This window comes from Sphingopyxis sp. OPL5, from assembly GCF_003797775.2.
In the GTDB taxonomy this organism is placed as follows: Bacteria; Pseudomonadota; Alphaproteobacteria; order Sphingomonadales; family Sphingomonadaceae; genus Sphingopyxis.
Window position 1 is genome coordinate 1,612,607 of sequence record NZ_CP060725.1, and the last position, 18,388, is coordinate 1,630,994.

The following is an 18,388-nucleotide window of genomic DNA, read 5'->3' on the forward strand; positions in this document are numbered from 1 at the left end:
CCGTCAGCGGAGCAGGACGGTCACATCCCGAAGCCCCGCGTCGAAACGGAACGGGACGCGGTAATCCTCGGTAACCGGCGTGCCGGTATCGACCCCGACATCGAAGGTTTCCGACAAGGGCAGCAGGAGGCGCATCGTCGACGCGATGCGGACCGACCGCGACGGGGCACCATCGACCGACAGGCGCGCGACGCCGCCCTTGCCGATGCCGCCGCCATCATAGTCGAAATCGAGCCGAATCTGGTGCCGACCGGCGGCAAGCGGGCGGTCCCAGTCCAGCACCGTTCGCTCGATCCCCAGCTTGTTATAGACAAAGTGCGGCACGCCATCGCGCATATACAAGGCATAGCCGCCGAACCGCCCGCCCTGCGTCACCAGCATGCCATCGCCCCCACCCGTCGCGACATCGACCGTCGCGACCAACGAAAAGGACCGGTTGCGAATGTCCGGCGCGATCGCGTTCGGAATACGTTTCACGCCGGCCGGGTAGGAAAAGCTTGTCCGGCCTTGATTGATGTCGGGTGCGGGAAGACCGCGCGGCGACCGCGCAATGGGCAACGCATTGTTTCGCTTCGCTTCGCGGTAAAACAGCTTTTGCATCGCCGCCAGCTTTGCGGGGTTTTGCGCGGCGAGGTCCGCCGACTGGCTGAAATCGGAGGAGAGATCGTATAATTCCCAGGTCCGCTGGTCAAAGGGCACCGTCTTGATGCCCGTGAACTGCCACGGCATCGCGACCGGCTTGGTGTTGGCAAGCCAGCCGTCGGCATAAATGGCGGCGTCGCTGGACAGTTCGAAAAACTGAATCTTGCGCGCCGACGGCGCCCCTGCATCGCGCGCGGCGTAAAGCATGCTGACGCCATCGAACGCCATCTGGGTCACGCCGTCGACCCTTGCCGGCGCCTTGATTAGGGCGGCCTCGAGAATCGTCGGGACGATATCGACGAGATGGTGGAATTGCGTCCGCACCTCGCCATGCGCGTCGGGTGCGCCGCGCGGCCAGGACAGAACCATCGCGTTGCGCGTCGATCCGAGATGCGAGGCGACGCGTTTGAAATAGGGAAAGGGCGTCGACATCGCATGCGCCCAACCGACCGGGAAATGGCCATAGGTCATCGGACCGCCGAGCCGGTCGATATTCGCCAACGCGACCGGCAAGTCCTCCGCGCCTTGCTCGTTCAGCCCGGCCAGTTCGTTGAACAGGCCGTTCTCGCCGCCCTCGGCGCTCGATCCATTGTCACCCTGGACAAAGATGACCAGCGTGTTGTCGAGTTCTCCGCTGCGTTCGATCTCGTCGAGGACGCGGCCGATCTGGTTGTCGGCATAGCCAAGCGCCCCGGCATAGGCCTCCATCATCCGGGCATAGAGGCGCTGCTTGTCGGGGGTCAGCGTATCCCACGCCGCGATCTCCTTGGGGCGCGGGGTCAGATGCGTCCCCGCCGGGACGGTGCCCATGGCGATTTGCCGCTCCAGAATCTGCGCGCGCAACGCGTCCCAGCCCATGTCGAACTGGCCGCGAAAGCGGTCGATCCAGTCGCGCGGCGCCTGATGCGGCGAATGGGCGGTGCCCGGGGCATAATAAAGGAAGAAGGGTTTGCCCGGCTGCACCGCATTCTGTTCGCGCAGCCAGTGCACGCCCTGGTCGGCCAGATCCTTGTCGAGAATATAGCCGGGATCGTCGGCGGGCGGCTCGATCGCTTCGGTGCCGCGGTAAAGTTGCGGCGCGAACTGGTCGGTGTCGCCATCGAGGAAACCATAGAAATATTCGAAACCCAGGCCGGTCGGCCAGCGGTCGAACGGCCCGTTGGGGCCCGTTTCCCATTTCGGCGTGATATGCGCCTTGCCGATCATCGCGGTGCTATAGCCATTGTCGCGGAGCAGGCGGGCGATCGTCGCGGCGCTGCGCGGCAGGATGCTGGTATAGGCGGGGTGCGAACTGGCGCTGTTGGTGACGCCGCTCATGCCGACCCGCGATGGGTTGCGACCGGTCAGCAAGGCGGCGCGGCTCGCCGAACAGATCGCCGAGGTGTGAAAGCGATTGAAACGCAAACCGCGCGCCGTGAGGCGGTCGAGGGTCGGGGTCGGGATCGGCCCGCCAAAGGTCGACGACGCCGCGAACCCCACATCGTCGGTCAGGATCACCAGGATATTGGGCGCCTGTTTGGCTGCAACGGGCGATTGCGGCCACGCCGGCAGGTCGGCGGCCGCCTGCGCCCCGGCCATCGCGGGAACACAGAGGAGCGCGCAAGCTGTCAGGAAAAGCATCGAGGGAGAAGGCCGGATCATCACAGCGCCTTTTTTCGGGACCAGAAGGATTGGACGCATCGGCCGTCGAAACCACGGCGGCCAGACGGCAAAAGCCGCCTGGCCGCAATCCTGTCCCATGGTTCGGGCGCCGCAGGGCTGCGGCGCCGCGCGGTCAATCGGCGTCGGCCCCGAACCTATATTTCAGCGACGCCCCCCACATCCGCGGCGCGGCATAGATGTTGCCGAGGATGCCGAGCGACGAGTTCTGCATCAGATTGTTGGTGCCGATGCGATAGACCTCCTTGGTCACATTGGTGACGAACAGCCCGAGGTCGACCGGCTGGCCACCAACATTCTTCCAGCTCAGGTTGAGGTCGAGCGTCGTGAACGGCTTTTCAATCGATTGCGGGTTCAACACGCTCGTGTCCGAATAGGACACGCTCGACTGATGATAGAGGACGCCGCCGAAGCTGACCTGCCCGAGCTTGTCATCGAGCGGCAGTGTATAGTCGAGCGTCAGCGAATATTGCGTCTTCGGCACCGAGTTGAAGCGGTTGTCCGAACAGAAGCCGACCGTGGTCGTCTGCGTCGGATCACAGGGATTGCCGACGACGATCGGTGCCAGCTTGTCGAATTTCGCATCGGTATAGGCAAAGGTGCCGCCGAGGGTCAGCCCCTGGACGGGGATCAGGGTGATTTCCGCCTCGATGCCCTTGATCCGTGCGTCATTGACGTTCTGGACCGACGACACGGGTACCGGACCCGGAAGAACGACATTCTTCTGAATGTCCTTGTACCGGTCGGTATAGGCGGCGAGGTTGGTCCGCAGGAACACATCGTCAAAGCGGAAATCCGCCTTCACGCCGACTTCGAACGATATGTCCGTCTCGGGCTGATAGGCGGGATCGACCCCCGGAGGCGCGGTGCCGTTCACCCCGCCGGGACGATAGCCCTTGCTGACCTTGCCATAGAACATCTGGCCGCCATCGGTCTTGTAGGTCGCGCCCGCCGACCAGGTCGTCGCGTTGAACTTGCCGTCGCGCACGATGCAGTTGCCGGGGCCGCTGGCATAGAGCACCGATCCGGCGCCATAGCTGACGCACTGGCCGTGCGGGATCGGCGCGAAGGTCGCGGCGACCACCTGGTTCGCTATGGCGGGGGGAAGGTTGCCGCCAAAGGGGCCGGTCAGGAAATTGAACAGCGCCGCCTGCCCGCCGTCCATCGGGCTGAGATAGGTGTTCTGTTCCGAATGGATCGTGTCGCGCGTGTAGCGGAGGCCGCCGTTGACGCTGAAATTGTCGGTGATGTCATATTCCAGCGACCCATAGACCGCGCGCGACTTGGTCGTGATGTTGTTGACGCCGACGCGGTTGAGGATCGCGACGTTGATCGTCGCATTTTCCGCCGGACCGGCCGGTCGCTGCTCGTCGAAATAGGCGCCGAGCGAGAAATTGAGGCGATTGTCGAAGGCCTGTCCCGAAATCCTCAGTTCCTCGCTATACTGTTCCTGGTTGGTGAACAGCAAGCCGCCGGGACAGGCCGAATGACAGGTCAGCACCGCCGCGCCGTTGCTCGCCGCGAAGTTCGATGCCTCATCCTCGCGTTCGCGGACATAGCCAAACACATTCTTGATCTGGATATTGTCGGACAGATCGGCGGTCGTGGTGTTGACGATGTAGAGGTTCTTGCGCTCGCTATAGGTCGGGTCGACCTGCGAAATCTGCCGGATGCCGCGCGCATTTTGCGCCGCGAGCTGCGATTGCAGCGAGGCGATATAGGCCGGCGCGCTCAGCGGCGTGAGGCCGGCGCGGAACGGCACGACGCTGCCGTTGGGATCGATCCCATAGGCGCCCGAGAACAGGAAGGAGAATTGCCCGATCGCGGGGGCGAGACCCGACGCCGCCGGATTGAACCCCGCGAAAACCACCGCCGTGCCATTGTCGTGGGTGCGCTGGTACGACACGATCGTGGTGTTTTCCAATCCCTCGACCGGACGCAGGGTCAAACCGCCGCGGAAGGATTCATATTTGACATCGTCGAGCTTCTGGCCGTTCGCGACATTGGTCGTGAAGCCGGAACGGCGCGCGGTTTCGAACGCGACACGCGCCAGCACCTTGTCCTCGACGATCGGCACGTTGATCGCGCCGTTGAAGGTGCGCAGACCATAGCTGCCGAGCTTTCCGGTGAGATATCCGCCAAAATCCTCCTTCGGCGTCTGCGGCGTGACCATGACGTTGCCGCCGTCGGTGACGCGCCCGAAGTTGACGCCCTGCGGCCCGCGCAGCACCTGGACGTTCTGGAGATCGAAAAATTGCCCCTGGGTCAGGCGGGCGATGGGGACTTCGTTGAAATAGGTGATGACCGCCGGGAACACGGTGCCGAACGAGAAGCCCTGGCCGCGGATCGTGTAGGTCAGGTTGTTGCGGTCGGATACCGATGCGGTGACGTTCAGGCCCGGCGTAACCTGGACAAGATCGACGGGATTGAACGTCCCCTTGGCCTCCAGCGTTTCGGGCGTCAGCACGGTCACGGCGACCGGGACATCCTGAAGACGCTCTTCCTGTCGGCGTGCGGTGACGACGATGTCGTTCAGCCCGATATTGTCGGTCGCTTCCTCCGCCGCGGGAGCCTCACCCTGATAGGCGAAGGCCGGCTGGACAAGCATCACGCTGGCGGCGCCGGCGAACAGAATCGATTTCCAGTTTTGCATGGGGTTGACCCCTCCCGTTGCGGGCTCTGCGGCCCATCCTCATTGAGTCTCCTGTTTCGGAGCTTCCGGGAAACCTAGCGCCCGCCGATGCCATGTCAATATCGTATATATAATTCGGTGAATTGATATGAATATTTCACCGAAACGGCGGATTATCGTCCCCGATGACGGGCGAAACCCCCGCAAATATCGCAGCTTCGCCACCGGCCCTCGGATTCTCCGGCCGCCGGATCGCCGCGTCTACGATGTTTCGCGTTCGAGTTCCGGCGGGCGGCCCAGCGATATCACCAGCGCCACGGCAAGCGCCACGCCCGCGATGAGCGCGATCAGCACGCCGTCATAACTTCCCGCCGCATCGAACACCTTGCCGGCGCCCCAGGACGATGTGCCGACCGCAAAGCCATAGGTGCTGATCAGGATCGCAAAGACGAGGCCATAGCGGCGCAGGCCGAAATAGCGGCTCGACATATAGGCAACGACATCGACCTCGCTGCCCATCGCGACGCCGATCAACAGCGCGAGCGCGACCGCGCTGCCATAGTCGAGCGGAATGGCGAGAAGCCACAGGCAGGCAAAGGCCGGCAGGCTGAACGCGCAGGCGGCGACCAGCCGCGTCGGCAGGATATCGAACAACAGGCCGGTGCCGAGGCGCCCGGCAATCATCGCCGGACCGATGAACAGCGCCACTGTCGCCGCCTCGTCGCGGCTGAGTCCGGCGTCGGCCAGCATCGGCTGAAGATGGACGATGAACGTGCCGACACAGGAGGCGACGAAGAGGAAGGCGAAGAGCAGGCGCCAGAGGATCGTCGAGCCGACGACTTCGCGCCAGTCGGCCTTTGGCCTGGACGGCACGGCGGACATCGGCGGCGTCGCCGCCGACCCGCTGCGCGGCAGGAACAGCCAGCAGGGGATGAACATCAGGACGAAGGCACAGGCTGCAATCGCCGGATAGACGCCGGCAATTCCGAAATGGCGTTCGAGCGCAAGAACGATCGTCGGGATGATGCTGACGAGGATGCCGGCCCCCGCCAGCGAGGTTGCCAGCGCCAGCCCGCGCCTTTTGGTGAAATTTTCGACGATCAACTTGGTGAAGACGATCGAGCTCGCTGCAAAGCCGAGCAGGCTGAACAGGACATAGCCCGCGTACCAGGTCCAGATCGGCCCGCCCACGAACCCGAGCAGCGCCGTGCCGACCGCCCAGCCGGCGATGCCGGGCAAGGCGATGCTGCGCGCGCTGTAGCGGTCGACGAGCATGCCTAGAAAGATGTTGGTGAAAGGGTGGACGACGCTGGAAATCGTCAGCGCAAAGGCGATGTCGCCGCGGCTCCAGCCATAGGCGTCGCCCAGCGGCTTGACCATCGCGCCGACCACATGAAAATGCACGCCGACGATGGCGATCGCCATCGTCGCGGCGAACAATATGCCCAGGCTGCGGAACGACCCGGAGTCGCGCGATGCCATCAAATCTTCTCCATTTCACCATAAAGCCGGTCGAGGGCGGCGCGGACGATATCGCCTTCGTCGAGGCCGCTTTGCGGCTCGTCCCAGGTCGCCGTGTCGGCGATCGCGGCGGCATGGGCGGCGATATCGTCGGCGCTGGCGCAATCGCCGCAGGCGGACGCCCACCCCTCCCCGCGCCCGCTGAACACCCGCGCATAATGGCCGCGCAGCACCGAATAGGTCTGGCCGGTCACGTCGCACGCGTCGCTCGCCAGCCATGTCACCAGCGCCGCAACATGGTCTGGCGCGCTTCGATCGGCATAGGCGTTGCCGCGCGCGAGGATCGCGGCGATGAAATCCTTGTCGACCCGCTCTTCGCCCGGCGCTCCCATGCGGCTGCCGCTGGCGTTGGGCATGACGCAGTTGATGCGGATCGCCGGCGGCGCTTCCTGCACGAGCACCCGCATCAGGCCGATCACGCCAGCCTTTGCGGCGCCATAATTGGCACGATAGGGATTGCCGAACACGCCCGATTGCGACGAGGTGAAGATGATCCGGCCAAAGCCCTGCCGCTTCATCAGCCGATAAGCGGGCTGGGTGACGTAGAAACTGCCTTTCAGATGGACGGCGAGCACCGCCTCGATATCCTCTTCGGTCAGGTCTTCGAACAGCGCGTTGCGCTGATTCCCGGCATTGTTGATGACGATGTCGATCCGGCCGAAATGATCGAGCGCCGCCTGGGTGATCGCCGCGCCGCCGGCCTGGGTCGCGACGGTGTCGGCATTGGCGACGGCGCGTCCGCCCCGCGCCCGGATATCGGCCGCGACATCTTCGCCAAGCTCGGCAGCCGGGTTTTCACCGCGGGTGTCGCCGCCCAGGTCGTTGACGACGACCGCCGCGCCGCGTTCGGCCAGCGCACGGGCATAGGCCCGGCCAAGCCCCCCGCCGGCACCGGTGACGATCGCCACCCGGCCGTCAAGGTCGATCCTTTCGCCGCTCATCCCGGCAACGGCGCGGGAGGCAGCGGACGAACCGCTGCCTCCCGGCTTATGAGGGGATGCGCCATCGACGCCATTACCCTTCGTCCGCGATCATTCTCCGCCGAACTTGTAGGTCAGCCGCACGCCATAGGTGCGCGGCATGCCGGGCGAATAGCCGGTGACGCCGAGGCTGTTCTCGATCGCGAGCAGGCGCGCGAAATATTTCTTCTGCGTGAGGTTCTGGCCATAAATCGTCACTTCGAGCTTCGGATTCTCGAACCGGTACGCGATCTGGCCATTGAGCAGGCCATAGGCCGGGATTTTGGCCGTATCCTTGAACTGCTCCTGATAGCCGGGGCCGATCAGCGGGCCGGTCGTATATTGCTTGCTGCGCCAGCTGTAGTCGGCGCGCAGGTTCAACTCGCCCGCGCTCATCGGCACGGTGTAGTCCGCATAGACCGAATAGGAGCTCTTCGGCGCGAAGGAATAGGGCGTGTCGGTGACGTCCTGAAACACCGTCAGCGACAGCGGGATCGTGAAATCCTTGAACTTCGGATCGAGGAAGGTCGCGGATATACCGAGTTGCAGGTCGTCGACCGGCTGCACGGTCAATTCCGCCTCCAGCCCGCGAATCCGCGCCGTCGCCGCATTGACGATCGAGTTCGAGAGCACGCCGTTGACGATCGCCGGAACCGTCCGCTGGATGTCGTCATAATTGGTCTGGAAGATCGCGGTGTTCAACCGCAAGCGGCGGTCGAGCAGATCGAGCTTGAAGCCGAATTCATAGTCGACGACCGTTTCGGGATTGAACACGAGCGGCGTCGTCCCGGTCGCGCGCGGGTTGAACCCGCCGGCCCGGCTGGCCTTGCTGGTCTTGAGGTAGAGGAACACATTGTCGTTCGGACGCCAGTCGAAACCGGCGGTGTAGGACCAATAGTCGAAGGTCGCCTTGGTGAACTTCTCGCACGGCGCGCCGGGATCGACGATAAGGCTGCACACGAAGGTGCCGTTGGGAATACCGGTGACGGGATCGGTATTCTCCTGGCGATTGCGGCTCAGGATCGACCGCTTGTCCTCGGTGTAGCGCAACCCGCCGGTGAAGCGCAGTTCGGGGGTGATGTTGAAGTTGAACTGGCCGAAACCGGCGTAGCTTTTGTTGGCGATGTCGCCGTCGTTATAGCCCAGACGGCGCGTCCCCAGCGGGAAGGCCGAGAAGCTTTTCGACAGGTCGGTGCCCCGCTCGGTGAAATAGAAGGCACCGAGGATCAGTTGCAGGCGATCGTCGAACGCCTGCGTCGACAGCTGCAGTTCCTGCGAGAATTGCGACTGGTCGATGATGTTGCCGTCGCCGGGGCGCAGCCCGCCGGTCAGCACATAGGGCGTCCCGTCATTGTCGGAGAGCGATTCGGTGTCGACCCCGCGCCACGCGGTGATCGATTTCAGCGCGGTCGAACTGCTGATCTCATATTCGGTGGTCACCCCGACGCCCCAGGATGTGGCCTTGCTGAACGGGATCATGCTGAGCGCGACGTCGTAGAAATTTTCCTTGCCCTGAACGCTGACCGCATAATTTCCATAGGAATCGCCGGCGACCGGTCCTTTGACCGGGCAAAGCGGGTTCGGGGTGGCGCCCGAGCAGGCGGCGAGAACCGCCTGCGCCGTGCCGTTCTGGTTCGCACCCGTCGTCGGGTTGCGGTTGTAGCTCTTGAGGCCGGTGATCTGGCCCTGGCCGTTGCGGTTGGTATAGTCGCCGACCACGGTCACCGTCAGCCCGGTGCCTTCGGGCGCGATCAGCAGGGTGCCGCGCAGAAAGTCTACATTGTCGCCGCCGAGCGGCGTGTCGAAGCTGAGGTTGCGGCCATAGCCGTCGCTCTGGACATGCTGGCCGACCAGCCGCACCGCGATCTCGTCGCCCTGGATCGGCAGGTTCAGGACGCCGGTGGTTTCCCAGGTGTCGTAATTGCCATAGCGCACGCGCACGCTGCCGCCGAAATCGCCGGTGGGCTTGTTCGAAATGATGCTGACCGCGCCGCCCGTGGTGTTGCGACCGAACAAGGTCCCCTGCGCGCCGCGCAGCACTTCGACCCGCTCGACATCGACGAAGTTGAACAGCGCGCCCGACGAACGGGCGATATAGACGCCGTCGAAATATTGGCCGACCGCCTGGTCGAGCGCGAGCAGCGCGTCGGAGGACGACTGGCCGCGGATGCCGATGAAGGCCGACGCCGGCTGGCCGGTCGACGGCTGCACGACGATGCCGGGCACCAGGTTCGGCAGCGATTCGATGCCGTTGACCTGCGCCTTGTCGAGCGTGTCGCCGGTCGGAACGGTGACCGCAACCGGGGTCGATTGCAGGCTTTCCGAGGTCTTTCGCGCGGTGACGACGATATCCTCGATACCGACGCTGTCGTTCGCGGAACGATCGGTTTCGGCCTGTGCGAACGCCGGCGCGGATGCCAGCACCGTGGCGCCCAACATGACCCCCGACAACAGCGACTGCTTGAAATTCCTCATCGTCTTCCTCCCACTATCCTGATTTTTTGTGATATTTCTGACACCGCGCCGCTCGCCGCGGCCCCGATGACGCGTGCGCCCGGCAAATGGGGCCACCCGTCCGGCTACCCCGTCCCTTTATCCGGTATGAAATCGCGCCGACCGACCCTTTCCCTCTCCGCAAAGCGGCTTTCTGCCGTCTTAGTTGTATATATGATTATATTAATGAACCTGATTAGCGAGTCAACACACTTCGCGCAAATCCGGTGCGGCGACAGCGCCGGCGGCCCCGACGCCTCCGACGAATAATCATATACCTAAGTTATTTGATACTTGCATCCGCCATCGATCCCAGCCAACCTTTTTCCCGGAAGAGGAGATAGAGGATGAACCGCATTCCCCCGGTCGCGGTCGACGACCTGACGCCGCAGCAGCGCGATACCTATGACAACAAACCCGGCGGCAAGTTGAACCTCAGCCGCGTGCTCGCCCACGCCGTGACGATCCAGCCCGGAATCGGGCTCGCCGTCCAGGGGATGATGACGGGCATCGAGGTGCCGCCGCTCGAGCGCCAGATTTGTGTGCTCGCGGTCCTCCACCTCGACCGCGGCGCCTATGAATGGGCTCAGCATCTCGAGGTATCGAAGGCGATGGGCATCGCCGACGCCAAGGTCGCGGCGATCGCCGACGACCGCTTTGGCGACCCGATATTCGACGATCGCGAGAAAGCGCTGCTCGCCTTCACGCGCCAGGTGGTAAAGACGGTGCGCGTCGACGATTTCGTCTTCGACGCCGTCGCGGCCTTTTATTCGCCGCGCCAGATCGTCGAACTGATCCATGTGATCGGCATCTATATGCTGTTCGTCCGCGTGTCCGAGGTCGCGGAGCTCGAGATCGACGGGATCGTCGGCGGCGAATTCTGGCGCAAGGCGAACCAGCAGGCGGGACTCGTCGAATGACCGCGGCGCAAGCAAATGAGACGATCGACTACCCCTTTGTCCGGCTGTCGTTCGAAGGACCTCTCGCGATCGTCACGCTCAACGATCCCGATCGCCTGAACGCGATGGGCGACGACATGGCGCAATCGCTGGCGGCCGCGCTGGCCGAAATCGCCAAGCCGCGGCGGCGCTGCCGCGCCGTCCTGCTGACGGGCGAAGGCCGCGCCTTTTGCGCCGGTTACAATCTGATGGTCAACCGCAAGGCGCTCGCCGAGGGCAAGGCCATGATCACGCCGCTCGGCGGCGCCGAAACGCTCTATCATCCGATGCTGCGCCGGCTGCACGCGCTGCCGATCCCGCTCATTGCCGGGGTCAACGGACTGGCGATCGGGATCGGTCTGGGGTTGGCGATGGCCGCCGATTATGTCGTGATGGCCGACGATGCCTGGGTCCAGACGCCGTTCAAGAATCTGGCGTCGGCGCCCGATTCGGGCCTCACCTGGCTGCTGCCGCGCGCGATCGGCGTGCCGCGCGCGAAGCGCATGCTGATGAACGCAGAACGGGTCGATGCCGCCACCGCCCGCGAATGGGGACTGGTCGCGGAAACCGTCGGGACCGCTCAGCTCCGCGCCCGCGCGCTCGAAATCGCGCGAGGGTTCGCCGATGACGCCACCATCGCACTCGGTGAAATCAAGACGCTGATCGGCGAAGGCCTGCGACAGGACATCCACAGCAGCTTCGAAGGCGAGGCGAAGGCGGTCGGGCGCACGGCCAGAACCAAGGACAATCTGGCTGCGGTCAAGGTCTTTGCCTCCGGCGAGAAACCTGTCTTCACGGGCGAATAGCCGGCGCATTCGCCATCGGAGCAACCGCCATGCCGTGATGACATTTTGACGAAAAGCGTCATTGCGTTAGCGTCACATTGACTCTAGCCCAGGCCCCATAGGGCGGAAAAAGGGGGCAGGATGGCGTCGGAGGCAAAGATCGATCGGACGGTGGTCGCGGCCGCCGAACTGTTCATGCGGCACGGTTTCGCGCGGACGACGATGGGCGACATCGCCCGCGCCGCCGACATGTCGCGCCCCGCGCTCTATCTGCTGTTTCCGGGCAAGGAAGAGGTTTTCGAGGCGGCCGTCGTCCACCTCAACCGGCTGCGACTGGCCGAGATCCATGAGCGGCTGGGCGACGCCGCGACGCTGGGCGATCGCCTCTTCACCGCCTGCGACCTGTGGCTGGTTCAGGTCTTCGACCTGCAGCGCACAACGCCCGACGCCCGTGACATGGACGATCTTTCGATTCCGGTGGTGCGCCGCGTCTATGCCGAGCTGGAGGCGCTGATCGCGCGCCTGATCGCCGGGAGCGCGGCGGAAATGCCGCCCGCCGACAGCGCCGAACTGGCGCGCGGACTGGTCTTTTCGGTGCGCGGGCTGGGCGCCGTCGCGGCGGATGTCGACGATCTGCGCGCGATGACGCGGCGGCAGGTCGACCTCCTGTGCCGCGCGATCGGGCGCGGCGGCTGATCGACGGCGCCCGCCTCAGGGTTCGAGCAACCGATCCCTGAGCGCGGCCAACGCCGCTTCGTCCAGACCATGTTCGGCGCGCAGATAGGCCTCGGGCGACCCGTATTTCTCGGCGAGCGCGGCGAAGGTCGCGTCGATATAGTCGGGGGCCGAACGCATCATCGTCCGCCATACCTCTGGATCGACCGCGAGCAGATAAGCGAAGGGACCATCGGGGTCGACATGGAACAAGGGGCTGCCGGGGTCCTGAAACGTCTCGGTCAGCGCATAGTCGGCACGCACGCTCTCGATCGGCACGCCGAGCGCGATAAGCAGGATGGCGCAAGCCACGCCCGTGCGATCCTTGCCGGCGGTGCAATTGATCAGCAGCGGGGTCCGCTGGTCGCGCAGCAGGTCGAACATCGCCCCGATGCCGCCGCGCTGTTCGTCGGCGATCAGGCGATAGCTTTGCAGCATCCGGGCCCTCATGTCTTCGGGTCCGGTCGCGGGATCGCGCAGCATCGCGACCAGATCGCCCCGGCTGAGATCATAATCGCGCGTCCAGTACCGCAGGCCGCCGACCAGTTCGGGCGGCCAGGGATGGCCGGCGCGTTCTTCGGTCGTGCGCAGGTCGATGATCGCGCCCAGCCCCAGCGCCGCGACCTGCGCGATCCCCTTTTCGGTCAGCCCCGCCGGATGCCCGCCGCGCAGCAGCATGCCGCGGCGCACGGTGCGGCCGTCGGCGGTGCGATAGCCGCCAAGATCGCGCAGATTGCGCGATCCCGCGATGTCGAGCAACCGCGCCGCCGCCTCGTCCATCGGCGTCAGACGCCGAGCGCGCCGAAGGTGTCGAGATCGGCAACCGCGGCGCCGAAACAATCGCCCTCCGCCGTGACGATTTCGATCGGCTGCATTTCCAGCGGCGTGAACGGCCACATGAAACCGTGCATCGCATGGCGGCGATAGGCCTCCCACGCATCCTCGCGGCTCGGCGGCGTCGCCACGCCGTGCGTTTTCAGCGCTTCGAGATAGCCGGCGAGCAAGTCCCTTTCCGCCGACCGGCGATCCTCGACCGTCAGATTGCCGATGATCGAATAGGCAACGTCGTGCATATACGGCCCCTCCTGCCACGCCTGCCAGTCGAGAAAGCCCGGCCGGCCGTCGGTTTCGAAGAACATGTTCCCGAGATGGGCGTCGCCGTGCGAGAAGCATTGCGGAATTTCGACCGACCGCTTCCACTGCATCCGCAGCCCCGCCTTGATCCGGTCGCGGTCGCGATAGGGCCCGACATAGGCGGCGCAGCGGCGGTGGTTCATGCACGCGTCGAAATAGTCGGGCTCGAGCATCATCATCACCACCCGGTCGGCCGCCTGCCAGACGGTCGAGAAGTTGCGCAAAGTCTTGAGCTCGGGCGACTGCCACCAGCGCGCGTGCATCCGCGCCAGCAGTTCGAGCGTCTGCGCCTGCTGGTCGATCGTGATCAGCCGCCGCGCATCGCCGAAACTGACGTTGCGCGCCGACAGGTCCTCCATCAGCACCAGCCCCTGCACATCGTCGTGCCAGCCCGACCAATAGGCGCGGGGAATGTGGATATTCATCTCGGGCGCCCAGCTCGCGAAGAACTTCGCCTCGTTCACGAAGGAATCGTCGAAGGTGTAGGCGTGGCGGATGAAACCACCCTTCAGCCACATCGTCGGCGGCAGGCGGTGCGCATGGCCGGCGGCGTTGTAGGACAGCAGCAGGCGGACCTTGGTCGCGGTGCCCGCGATCACGGTGCCGATATGCGCCTCGGTCACCACTGTGCCCGGGAAGCGCTCGGCCAGGATCGTCGTGAGCCATTCAGCGGTAATCTCCTCGATCCGCAGCGGCAGGTGGCTCGTCGGGGCGTCGGTCATGCGTCGTTCCTCTTCCATCGAATCACATTATAGCTTATTTAGTATACTGTTTTGAGCTTTGGCAAGCCTTCTCGCTTTGGCGGGTCAGCCGCGCAGCCGCATCGTCTGCCCGGCGACCGCAAGCAGGACGCCGTCCTCGGAAAAGAGTCGTGTCGCGATATGCGCGATGCCGTTTTCGCCACCATCGACATGCATTGCCGCAAGCACCCATTCCCCGACCGGCGCGGCAACGAAGCGGATGGCATTGTCGAGGCTGCTGCCTCTCGTAGCGGGGCCGACCGCGTCATCGAGAGCCAGAAAGGCACAGTCGGCAACGACCGTCAGCAATCTGCGGTCGAGCGGCGCGCCGCAGCGCGCGCGAATCCAGCAGGCGAGGTCGACGCCGCCGGGGCCGCTCCAATCGGTGGGATGGGGAATGGCGCCGCTCGCCAGCCGGAATTCGAGCAAGGTGTTGAGGTTCGTCGACAAGCGCCACGCCATCGACCGGCCCGGACACGCCTCCGGCGGCGGTACGACGGGCATGGCCACATCGCGATGCGCGATCGCGGTATCGTGCCCGCCGCATGCGCCCTGAACGTGAAGAAAGGCGGGCTGACCGCATCGTCCCGTCACCCGGCACTGGCGCACCACCCGCCCGTCGGCGACGATTTCGGTATCGAAAGAAAGCGTGTCGCCCGGCCGCGCCCAAGTCAGGAACTGCGCCGAGGCGAAGAGCGCGGGCCGCCCCGTTCGCCGCTCCATCGCCTCGATGGCGGCCGCGAGCGCTATGCCACCGAACAGGAACTGATGCGCGGGCGGTCCGACGCACAGGGGTTCGGGAACCTGGGCGAGGAACATGCCGTCATCATCCGCACCCGCGGCGAGCGCGAGCAGGGCCGCGGGCTTGCCGGTCATAGCCTCAGCCGATCCGGCGGCCATAGGCGGCAAGCCGCGCCGCAAGCTGGGCGGCGCGCTCGCCCTGATCGACCCAGCATGTGTCGGCGGGCAGGTCGCCCTTCAACCGGTCGATCGTCGTCCGGTGCAGGCTGGAAAACAGCGGCGGACCGTCGGCGGGCATATGCTGCCACCGGAGGATCGAGAAGACCTGCGACTGGCCGCCGGTATCGAGCCAGTTGTGGACCCCCGGATCGCGCCGCGCGATGACGAGGCGGATCCGCCCGTCGCTATCGACCGCCGACTGCGCCGCGGTCAGGCTCGACTGGATGCGGTGATAGTCGCGCGAGCGATAAAGCCATTCGGTCAATTGCACCGCGGCATAGGATGCCCCCGCCGGATCATATTCGAGGATCGCGGCGTCGTCGGGGCCGAGCGCGTAGCTGCCGTTCGAAATGCCCTGCGTCACCAGCCCGCCGCCGGCACCGCGAAACGTCTGCGCCGGGGTGATGCTGTTGGGCGTCAGGCCGCTCCACACATTCTGGAACCAGAAATAGAGATAGAGGTCGTTCAGCGCGTTCGCGGTCGCGCGCGTGACCATGTCATCGATCGAAATCGGATCGGCCCGCGCGTCGCCCAATCGCTCGATCGCGAGGTCGAGCGGCGTCTCGTGCGCCCAGTCCATCATCGAATCGCGGACGAACAGGAATTTGACGCCGGGGCGGGTGGCCAGGTGATTGCCCCTCCCCTCGCCCGCGCCATCGTCGATCAGCAATTCGAAACGTCCGTCGGCATCGAAGTGCATGTCATGGTCTTCGACCGTCTGCACCGTCTGCGACGTGCCGTAATTGGCGGTCAGCGTGAACGATATATTGGCCGCCTTGCGGTCGAGGATGCGGCCGGTCACCCGGTAGCGCGTGCCATGTTCGATCCCCGCGAGCCGATAACAATTGTCGGGATTGTCGCCGCCGGTGCGCGCGCCGGGCACATCATGGCCGTGCCACGAATAGGCCGGCATGAAGTCGCGCACGAACCGCGGATGCTGGGCGTCCGATGCCGCCGCCTTGAACAGCCAATTGTTCAGATATTCCTTGGCGAAATCCCCGAGCAACGGCCGCGCTTCGGCGGGGATGCGGTCGCCATAGCCGCGCCCGAACAGCGCCTCGATCTGCGCCAGCGTCGCGGCGATCCGCGGATCGCCCAGCATCGCCCGCACATCGGCTTCGGCCGCGAACTGGCCCGGATTGGCGATGGGATTGGTCATTGCCGTCTCTCCCGCTGGATGGAGAAGCGTTCGATATAGGGCGCGAAGGCGCTTTCGATCGCCGCTTCGTCGAGGCCGTAATCGGCCAGCCCATATTTGCGACCGGGCGCCGAACCATGGTGATCGGTCTCGAGATGCCGGGCCATCGCGCCGCGCGCCGCGGTGGTGAGCGGAATGTCGAGGTCGTCATAGACGCGCGCGACGGTTTCGAGCGGGTCGGTGACGAGATCGGTGAACAGCACGTCGCTGACCCGCGCCTCGGCCCCCTCGCAGCCGCGCCACGCGGCATAGTCGTCGACCGCGAACTGCCAGGCGGCGAGCTGCTGCGCGCCGATCGCCAGCGGATCGACCGCCGCGTCGGAAAAAAGCGAGCGCAGCTTGCAAAAGAGGCTGGCGATCGACGGGATGACCTTGCCCGGATCGCGGTGGTTTACATAGAGGCGCGCATCGGGAAAGGCGATCAGCAGTTCGCGCCAGTTGAAGAGGTGGCCCGGTCCCTTCAGCGCCCAGCGCCGGCGCGGACGATCGATCTGCAGATATTGCATCATCGCCGTCTGCCAGGCGAAGGCCCCCGGCAGCTTGTCGGCGATCGCCGCCTGATAGGCGGGGACATTCCAGTAGACGCCATAAAGGCTGCCGAGATTGCCTTCCTGCAGGAAGATGCATTCCTCGGGCAAGGCCGCGCCGAACGGATGGATCGCGGTCACATCGGGCGCCGTCATCCCCTGAAACGCCAGGATTTGCGTATAAAGCGCTTCCCGGTCCGCCGCGTCGGCGAGCGGCGACGGGATCGCCGCTTCCCACGCCGCGACACCGCGATTGCCGGGGTCCTGCGCCATCAGCCCGTGCAGGAAGGTCGTGCCGGCGCGCGGCATTCCCGATCCGATCAGCGGCGCGACGATCCGCTCGGCATCGGCGGCGGTCGCCGCCTTGCGCGCGTCGAGATAACGGAGCCGTGAGACGAGCATGGTGATCAGCCGGCTGTGGGTGCGGTCGCGCCCGGTCGCGGTGAGCGTCGCCCCGGCTTCGATCGCGTCGCACAAGATTTCGAGATCGTGGCGGAAACGCGCCTCGTCCCAGCGCTTGCCGCCCCAGTCGGACAGCCCGGTCCGCTGCTGAGCCTCGGTGAGCAGCGCCGCGGCGGCGATCGGCCCCGCATAGGGCACGAGCGCCGAAGCGAAGGCTGCGCTCATAGCCCGGTCACCCGCTCATACGCCGCCAGCGGCCCCGTCTGCGTCACCCCGCCGTCGACCGGCAGGGTGACGCCGGTGACGAACCGGCTTTCGGGTCCGGCCAGGAACAGCGCCGCCTGCGCGATGTCCCAGGCGTCGCCCTCGACGCCGAGCGGCGCGATCGCGCTGCGCACCCGGCGGCGCTCGCCCACAAGATGCGCCTCGACCATCGGGGTGACGATATGCCCCGGCGCCACGCAATTGGCGCGGATGCCGTCGCGGCCGTACATCACCGCGAGTTCGGCGGTCAGCTGGATCACCGCCGCCTTGCTGGGTCCATAGGCGGCATTGCCATGCGCACGGATGCCGGCGACCGAAGAGATATTGACGATCGCCTTGCCCCGCCCTTCCAGAAGCGCGGGAATCGCGTGGCGGCACATGTTGAAGATCGTGCCGAGATTGACCGACATGACGCGGTCGATATCGGCAACCGCGACCTCGTGAAGCGGTCCCGAGCCGGCGCCGACCCCGATATTGTTCACCAGAATGTCGAGACCGCCGAGCCAGGCGAGGCTTTCGGCGGTCATCCGCGTCGCCTCGGCCGGATCGGCGACATTGCCCGCGACCACGATGCCGTCGCCGCCAAGGTCGCGGACCAGATCGAGCGTCGCCTGCGCGCGCTCGGCCTCGAGGTCGAGCAGCGCGACGCGTGCACCCTCGGCCGCGAACAGCGCCGCGATCGCCTTTCCGGTGCCGACACCCTCCCCTTGCGTCCCGGCGCCGGTGACGATCGCGCGCCAGCCGTCCAGCCGGTTGTGAAATTGGGTGGGCCGGGGCATCGGATTTCCTTTCTGTCGAGCGCCGCCGGGGCGCAGCGCAG

The 18,388-nt window shown here is 65.4% G+C and carries 14 protein-coding genes; 3 read left to right on the plus strand and 11 right to left on the minus strand.

Going from position 1 to position 18,388, the window contains the following annotated elements:
• Positions 1–3 precede the first annotated feature (3 nt).
• The 5 genes from EEB18_RS07785 to EEB18_RS07805 form a co-directional block, all read right to left on the minus strand.
• Complete coding sequence (locus EEB18_RS07785; protein ID WP_187139084.1) at positions 4–2,283, minus strand: arylsulfatase; 2,280 nt, start codon at positions 2,281–2,283, stop codon at positions 4–6.
• 133 nt (positions 2,284–2,416) lie between these two features.
• Positions 2,417–4,954, minus strand: coding sequence for a TonB-dependent receptor (locus tag EEB18_RS07790; protein WP_187139085.1), 2,538 nt, complete (start codon positions 4,952–4,954; stop codon positions 2,417–2,419).
• A 240-nt stretch (positions 4,955–5,194) separates the two neighbouring features.
• Positions 5,195–6,415: an MFS transporter gene (locus tag EEB18_RS07795; protein WP_187139086.1), complete on the minus strand. Its 1,221-nt coding sequence runs from the start codon at positions 6,413–6,415 to the stop codon at positions 5,195–5,197.
• Positions 6,415–7,395, minus strand: coding sequence for an SDR family NAD(P)-dependent oxidoreductase (locus EEB18_RS07800; RefSeq protein WP_187139087.1), 981 nt, complete (start codon positions 7,393–7,395; stop codon positions 6,415–6,417). Before EEB18_RS07800 ends, EEB18_RS07795 begins: the two co-directional genes overlap by 1 nt.
• 90 nt (positions 7,396–7,485) lie before the next feature.
• Positions 7,486–9,888: a TonB-dependent receptor gene (locus tag EEB18_RS07805; RefSeq protein ID WP_187139088.1), complete on the minus strand. Its 2,403-nt coding sequence runs from the start codon at positions 9,886–9,888 to the stop codon at positions 7,486–7,488.
• A 365-nt stretch (positions 9,889–10,253) separates the two neighbouring features.
• Between EEB18_RS07805 and EEB18_RS07810 the strand changes: the two genes are divergently transcribed.
• From EEB18_RS07810 to EEB18_RS07820, 3 genes are all read left to right on the plus strand, one after another.
• A complete protein-coding gene (locus tag EEB18_RS07810; RefSeq protein WP_187139089.1) occupies positions 10,254–10,826 on the plus strand; it encodes a carboxymuconolactone decarboxylase family protein in 573 nt (190 codons plus the stop codon).
• On the plus strand, positions 10,823–11,650 hold the full coding sequence (locus EEB18_RS07815; RefSeq protein WP_187139090.1) for an enoyl-CoA hydratase/isomerase family protein: 828 nt from the start codon (positions 10,823–10,825) through the stop codon (positions 11,648–11,650). The genes EEB18_RS07810 and EEB18_RS07815 overlap by 4 nt, the downstream gene beginning before the upstream one ends.
• A 120-nt stretch (positions 11,651–11,770) precedes the next feature.
• On the plus strand, positions 11,771–12,325 hold the full coding sequence (locus tag EEB18_RS07820; protein ID WP_187139091.1) for a TetR/AcrR family transcriptional regulator: 555 nt from the start codon (positions 11,771–11,773) through the stop codon (positions 12,323–12,325).
• A gap of 15 nt (positions 12,326–12,340) precedes the next feature.
• On the opposite strand, the gene EEB18_RS07825 is transcribed toward EEB18_RS07820, so the two are convergent.
• The 6 genes from EEB18_RS07825 to EEB18_RS07850 form a co-directional block, all read right to left on the minus strand.
• Complete coding sequence (locus EEB18_RS07825) at positions 12,341–13,123, minus strand: tyrosine-protein phosphatase (protein ID WP_187139092.1); 783 nt, start codon at positions 13,121–13,123, stop codon at positions 12,341–12,343.
• Between the two features lie 5 nt (positions 13,124–13,128).
• Positions 13,129–14,199: a phosphotransferase gene (locus EEB18_RS07830; RefSeq protein ID WP_187139093.1), complete on the minus strand. Its 1,071-nt coding sequence runs from the start codon at positions 14,197–14,199 to the stop codon at positions 13,129–13,131.
• A gap of 84 nt (positions 14,200–14,283) precedes the next feature.
• Positions 14,284–15,093, minus strand: a complete 810-nt coding sequence (locus EEB18_RS07835; RefSeq protein WP_187139094.1) for an acyl-CoA thioesterase — start codon at positions 15,091–15,093, stop codon at positions 14,284–14,286.
• 4 nt (positions 15,094–15,097) lie between these two features.
• Positions 15,098–16,336, minus strand: coding sequence for a hypothetical protein (locus EEB18_RS07840; RefSeq protein WP_187139095.1), 1,239 nt, complete (start codon positions 16,334–16,336; stop codon positions 15,098–15,100).
• Positions 16,333–17,529: a sulfotransferase family protein gene (locus EEB18_RS07845; protein WP_187139096.1), complete on the minus strand. Its 1,197-nt coding sequence runs from the start codon at positions 17,527–17,529 to the stop codon at positions 16,333–16,335. The genes EEB18_RS07840 and EEB18_RS07845 overlap by 4 nt, the downstream gene beginning before the upstream one ends.
• Positions 17,526–18,347: an SDR family NAD(P)-dependent oxidoreductase gene (locus tag EEB18_RS07850; protein ID WP_187139097.1), complete on the minus strand. Its 822-nt coding sequence runs from the start codon at positions 18,345–18,347 to the stop codon at positions 17,526–17,528. The genes EEB18_RS07845 and EEB18_RS07850 overlap by 4 nt, the downstream gene beginning before the upstream one ends.
• Between the last annotated feature and the right edge of the window lie 41 nt (positions 18,348–18,388).

Excerpts from the sequence above, each read along its gene's own strand:
- EEB18_RS07810 (WP_187139089.1), top strand. The coding sequence starts at position 10,254 with ATGAACCGCATTCCCCCGGTCGCGGTCGACGACCTGACGCCGCAGCAG.
- EEB18_RS07805 (WP_187139088.1), bottom strand. The coding sequence starts at position 9,888 with ATGAGGAATTTCAAGCAGTCGCTGTTGTCGGGGGTCATGTTGGGCGCC.
- EEB18_RS07850 (WP_187139097.1), bottom strand. The coding sequence starts at position 18,347 with ATGCCCCGGCCCACCCAATTTCACAACCGGCTGGACGGCTGGCGCGCG.
- EEB18_RS07790 (WP_187139085.1), bottom strand. The coding sequence starts at position 4,954 with ATGCAAAACTGGAAATCGATTCTGTTCGCCGGCGCCGCCAGCGTGATG.
- EEB18_RS07820 (WP_187139091.1), top strand. The coding sequence starts at position 11,771 with ATGGCGTCGGAGGCAAAGATCGATCGGACGGTGGTCGCGGCCGCCGAA.
- EEB18_RS07830 (WP_187139093.1), bottom strand. The coding sequence starts at position 14,199 with ATGACCGACGCCCCGACGAGCCACCTGCCGCTGCGGATCGAGGAGATT.
- EEB18_RS07835 (WP_187139094.1), bottom strand. The coding sequence starts at position 15,093 with ATGACCGGCAAGCCCGCGGCCCTGCTCGCGCTCGCCGCGGGTGCGGAT.
- EEB18_RS07785 (WP_187139084.1), bottom strand. The coding sequence starts at position 2,283 with ATGATCCGGCCTTCTCCCTCGATGCTTTTCCTGACAGCTTGCGCGCTC.
- EEB18_RS07825 (WP_187139092.1), bottom strand. The coding sequence starts at position 13,123 with ATGGACGAGGCGGCGGCGCGGTTGCTCGACATCGCGGGATCGCGCAAT.
- EEB18_RS07795 (WP_187139086.1), bottom strand. The coding sequence starts at position 6,415 with ATGGCATCGCGCGACTCCGGGTCGTTCCGCAGCCTGGGCATATTGTTC.
- EEB18_RS07815 (WP_187139090.1), top strand. The coding sequence starts at position 10,823 with ATGACCGCGGCGCAAGCAAATGAGACGATCGACTACCCCTTTGTCCGG.
- EEB18_RS07845 (WP_187139096.1), bottom strand. The coding sequence starts at position 17,529 with ATGAGCGCAGCCTTCGCTTCGGCGCTCGTGCCCTATGCGGGGCCGATC.
- EEB18_RS07800 (WP_187139087.1), bottom strand. The coding sequence starts at position 7,395 with ATGAGCGGCGAAAGGATCGACCTTGACGGCCGGGTGGCGATCGTCACC.
- EEB18_RS07840 (WP_187139095.1), bottom strand. The coding sequence starts at position 16,336 with ATGACCAATCCCATCGCCAATCCGGGCCAGTTCGCGGCCGAAGCCGAT.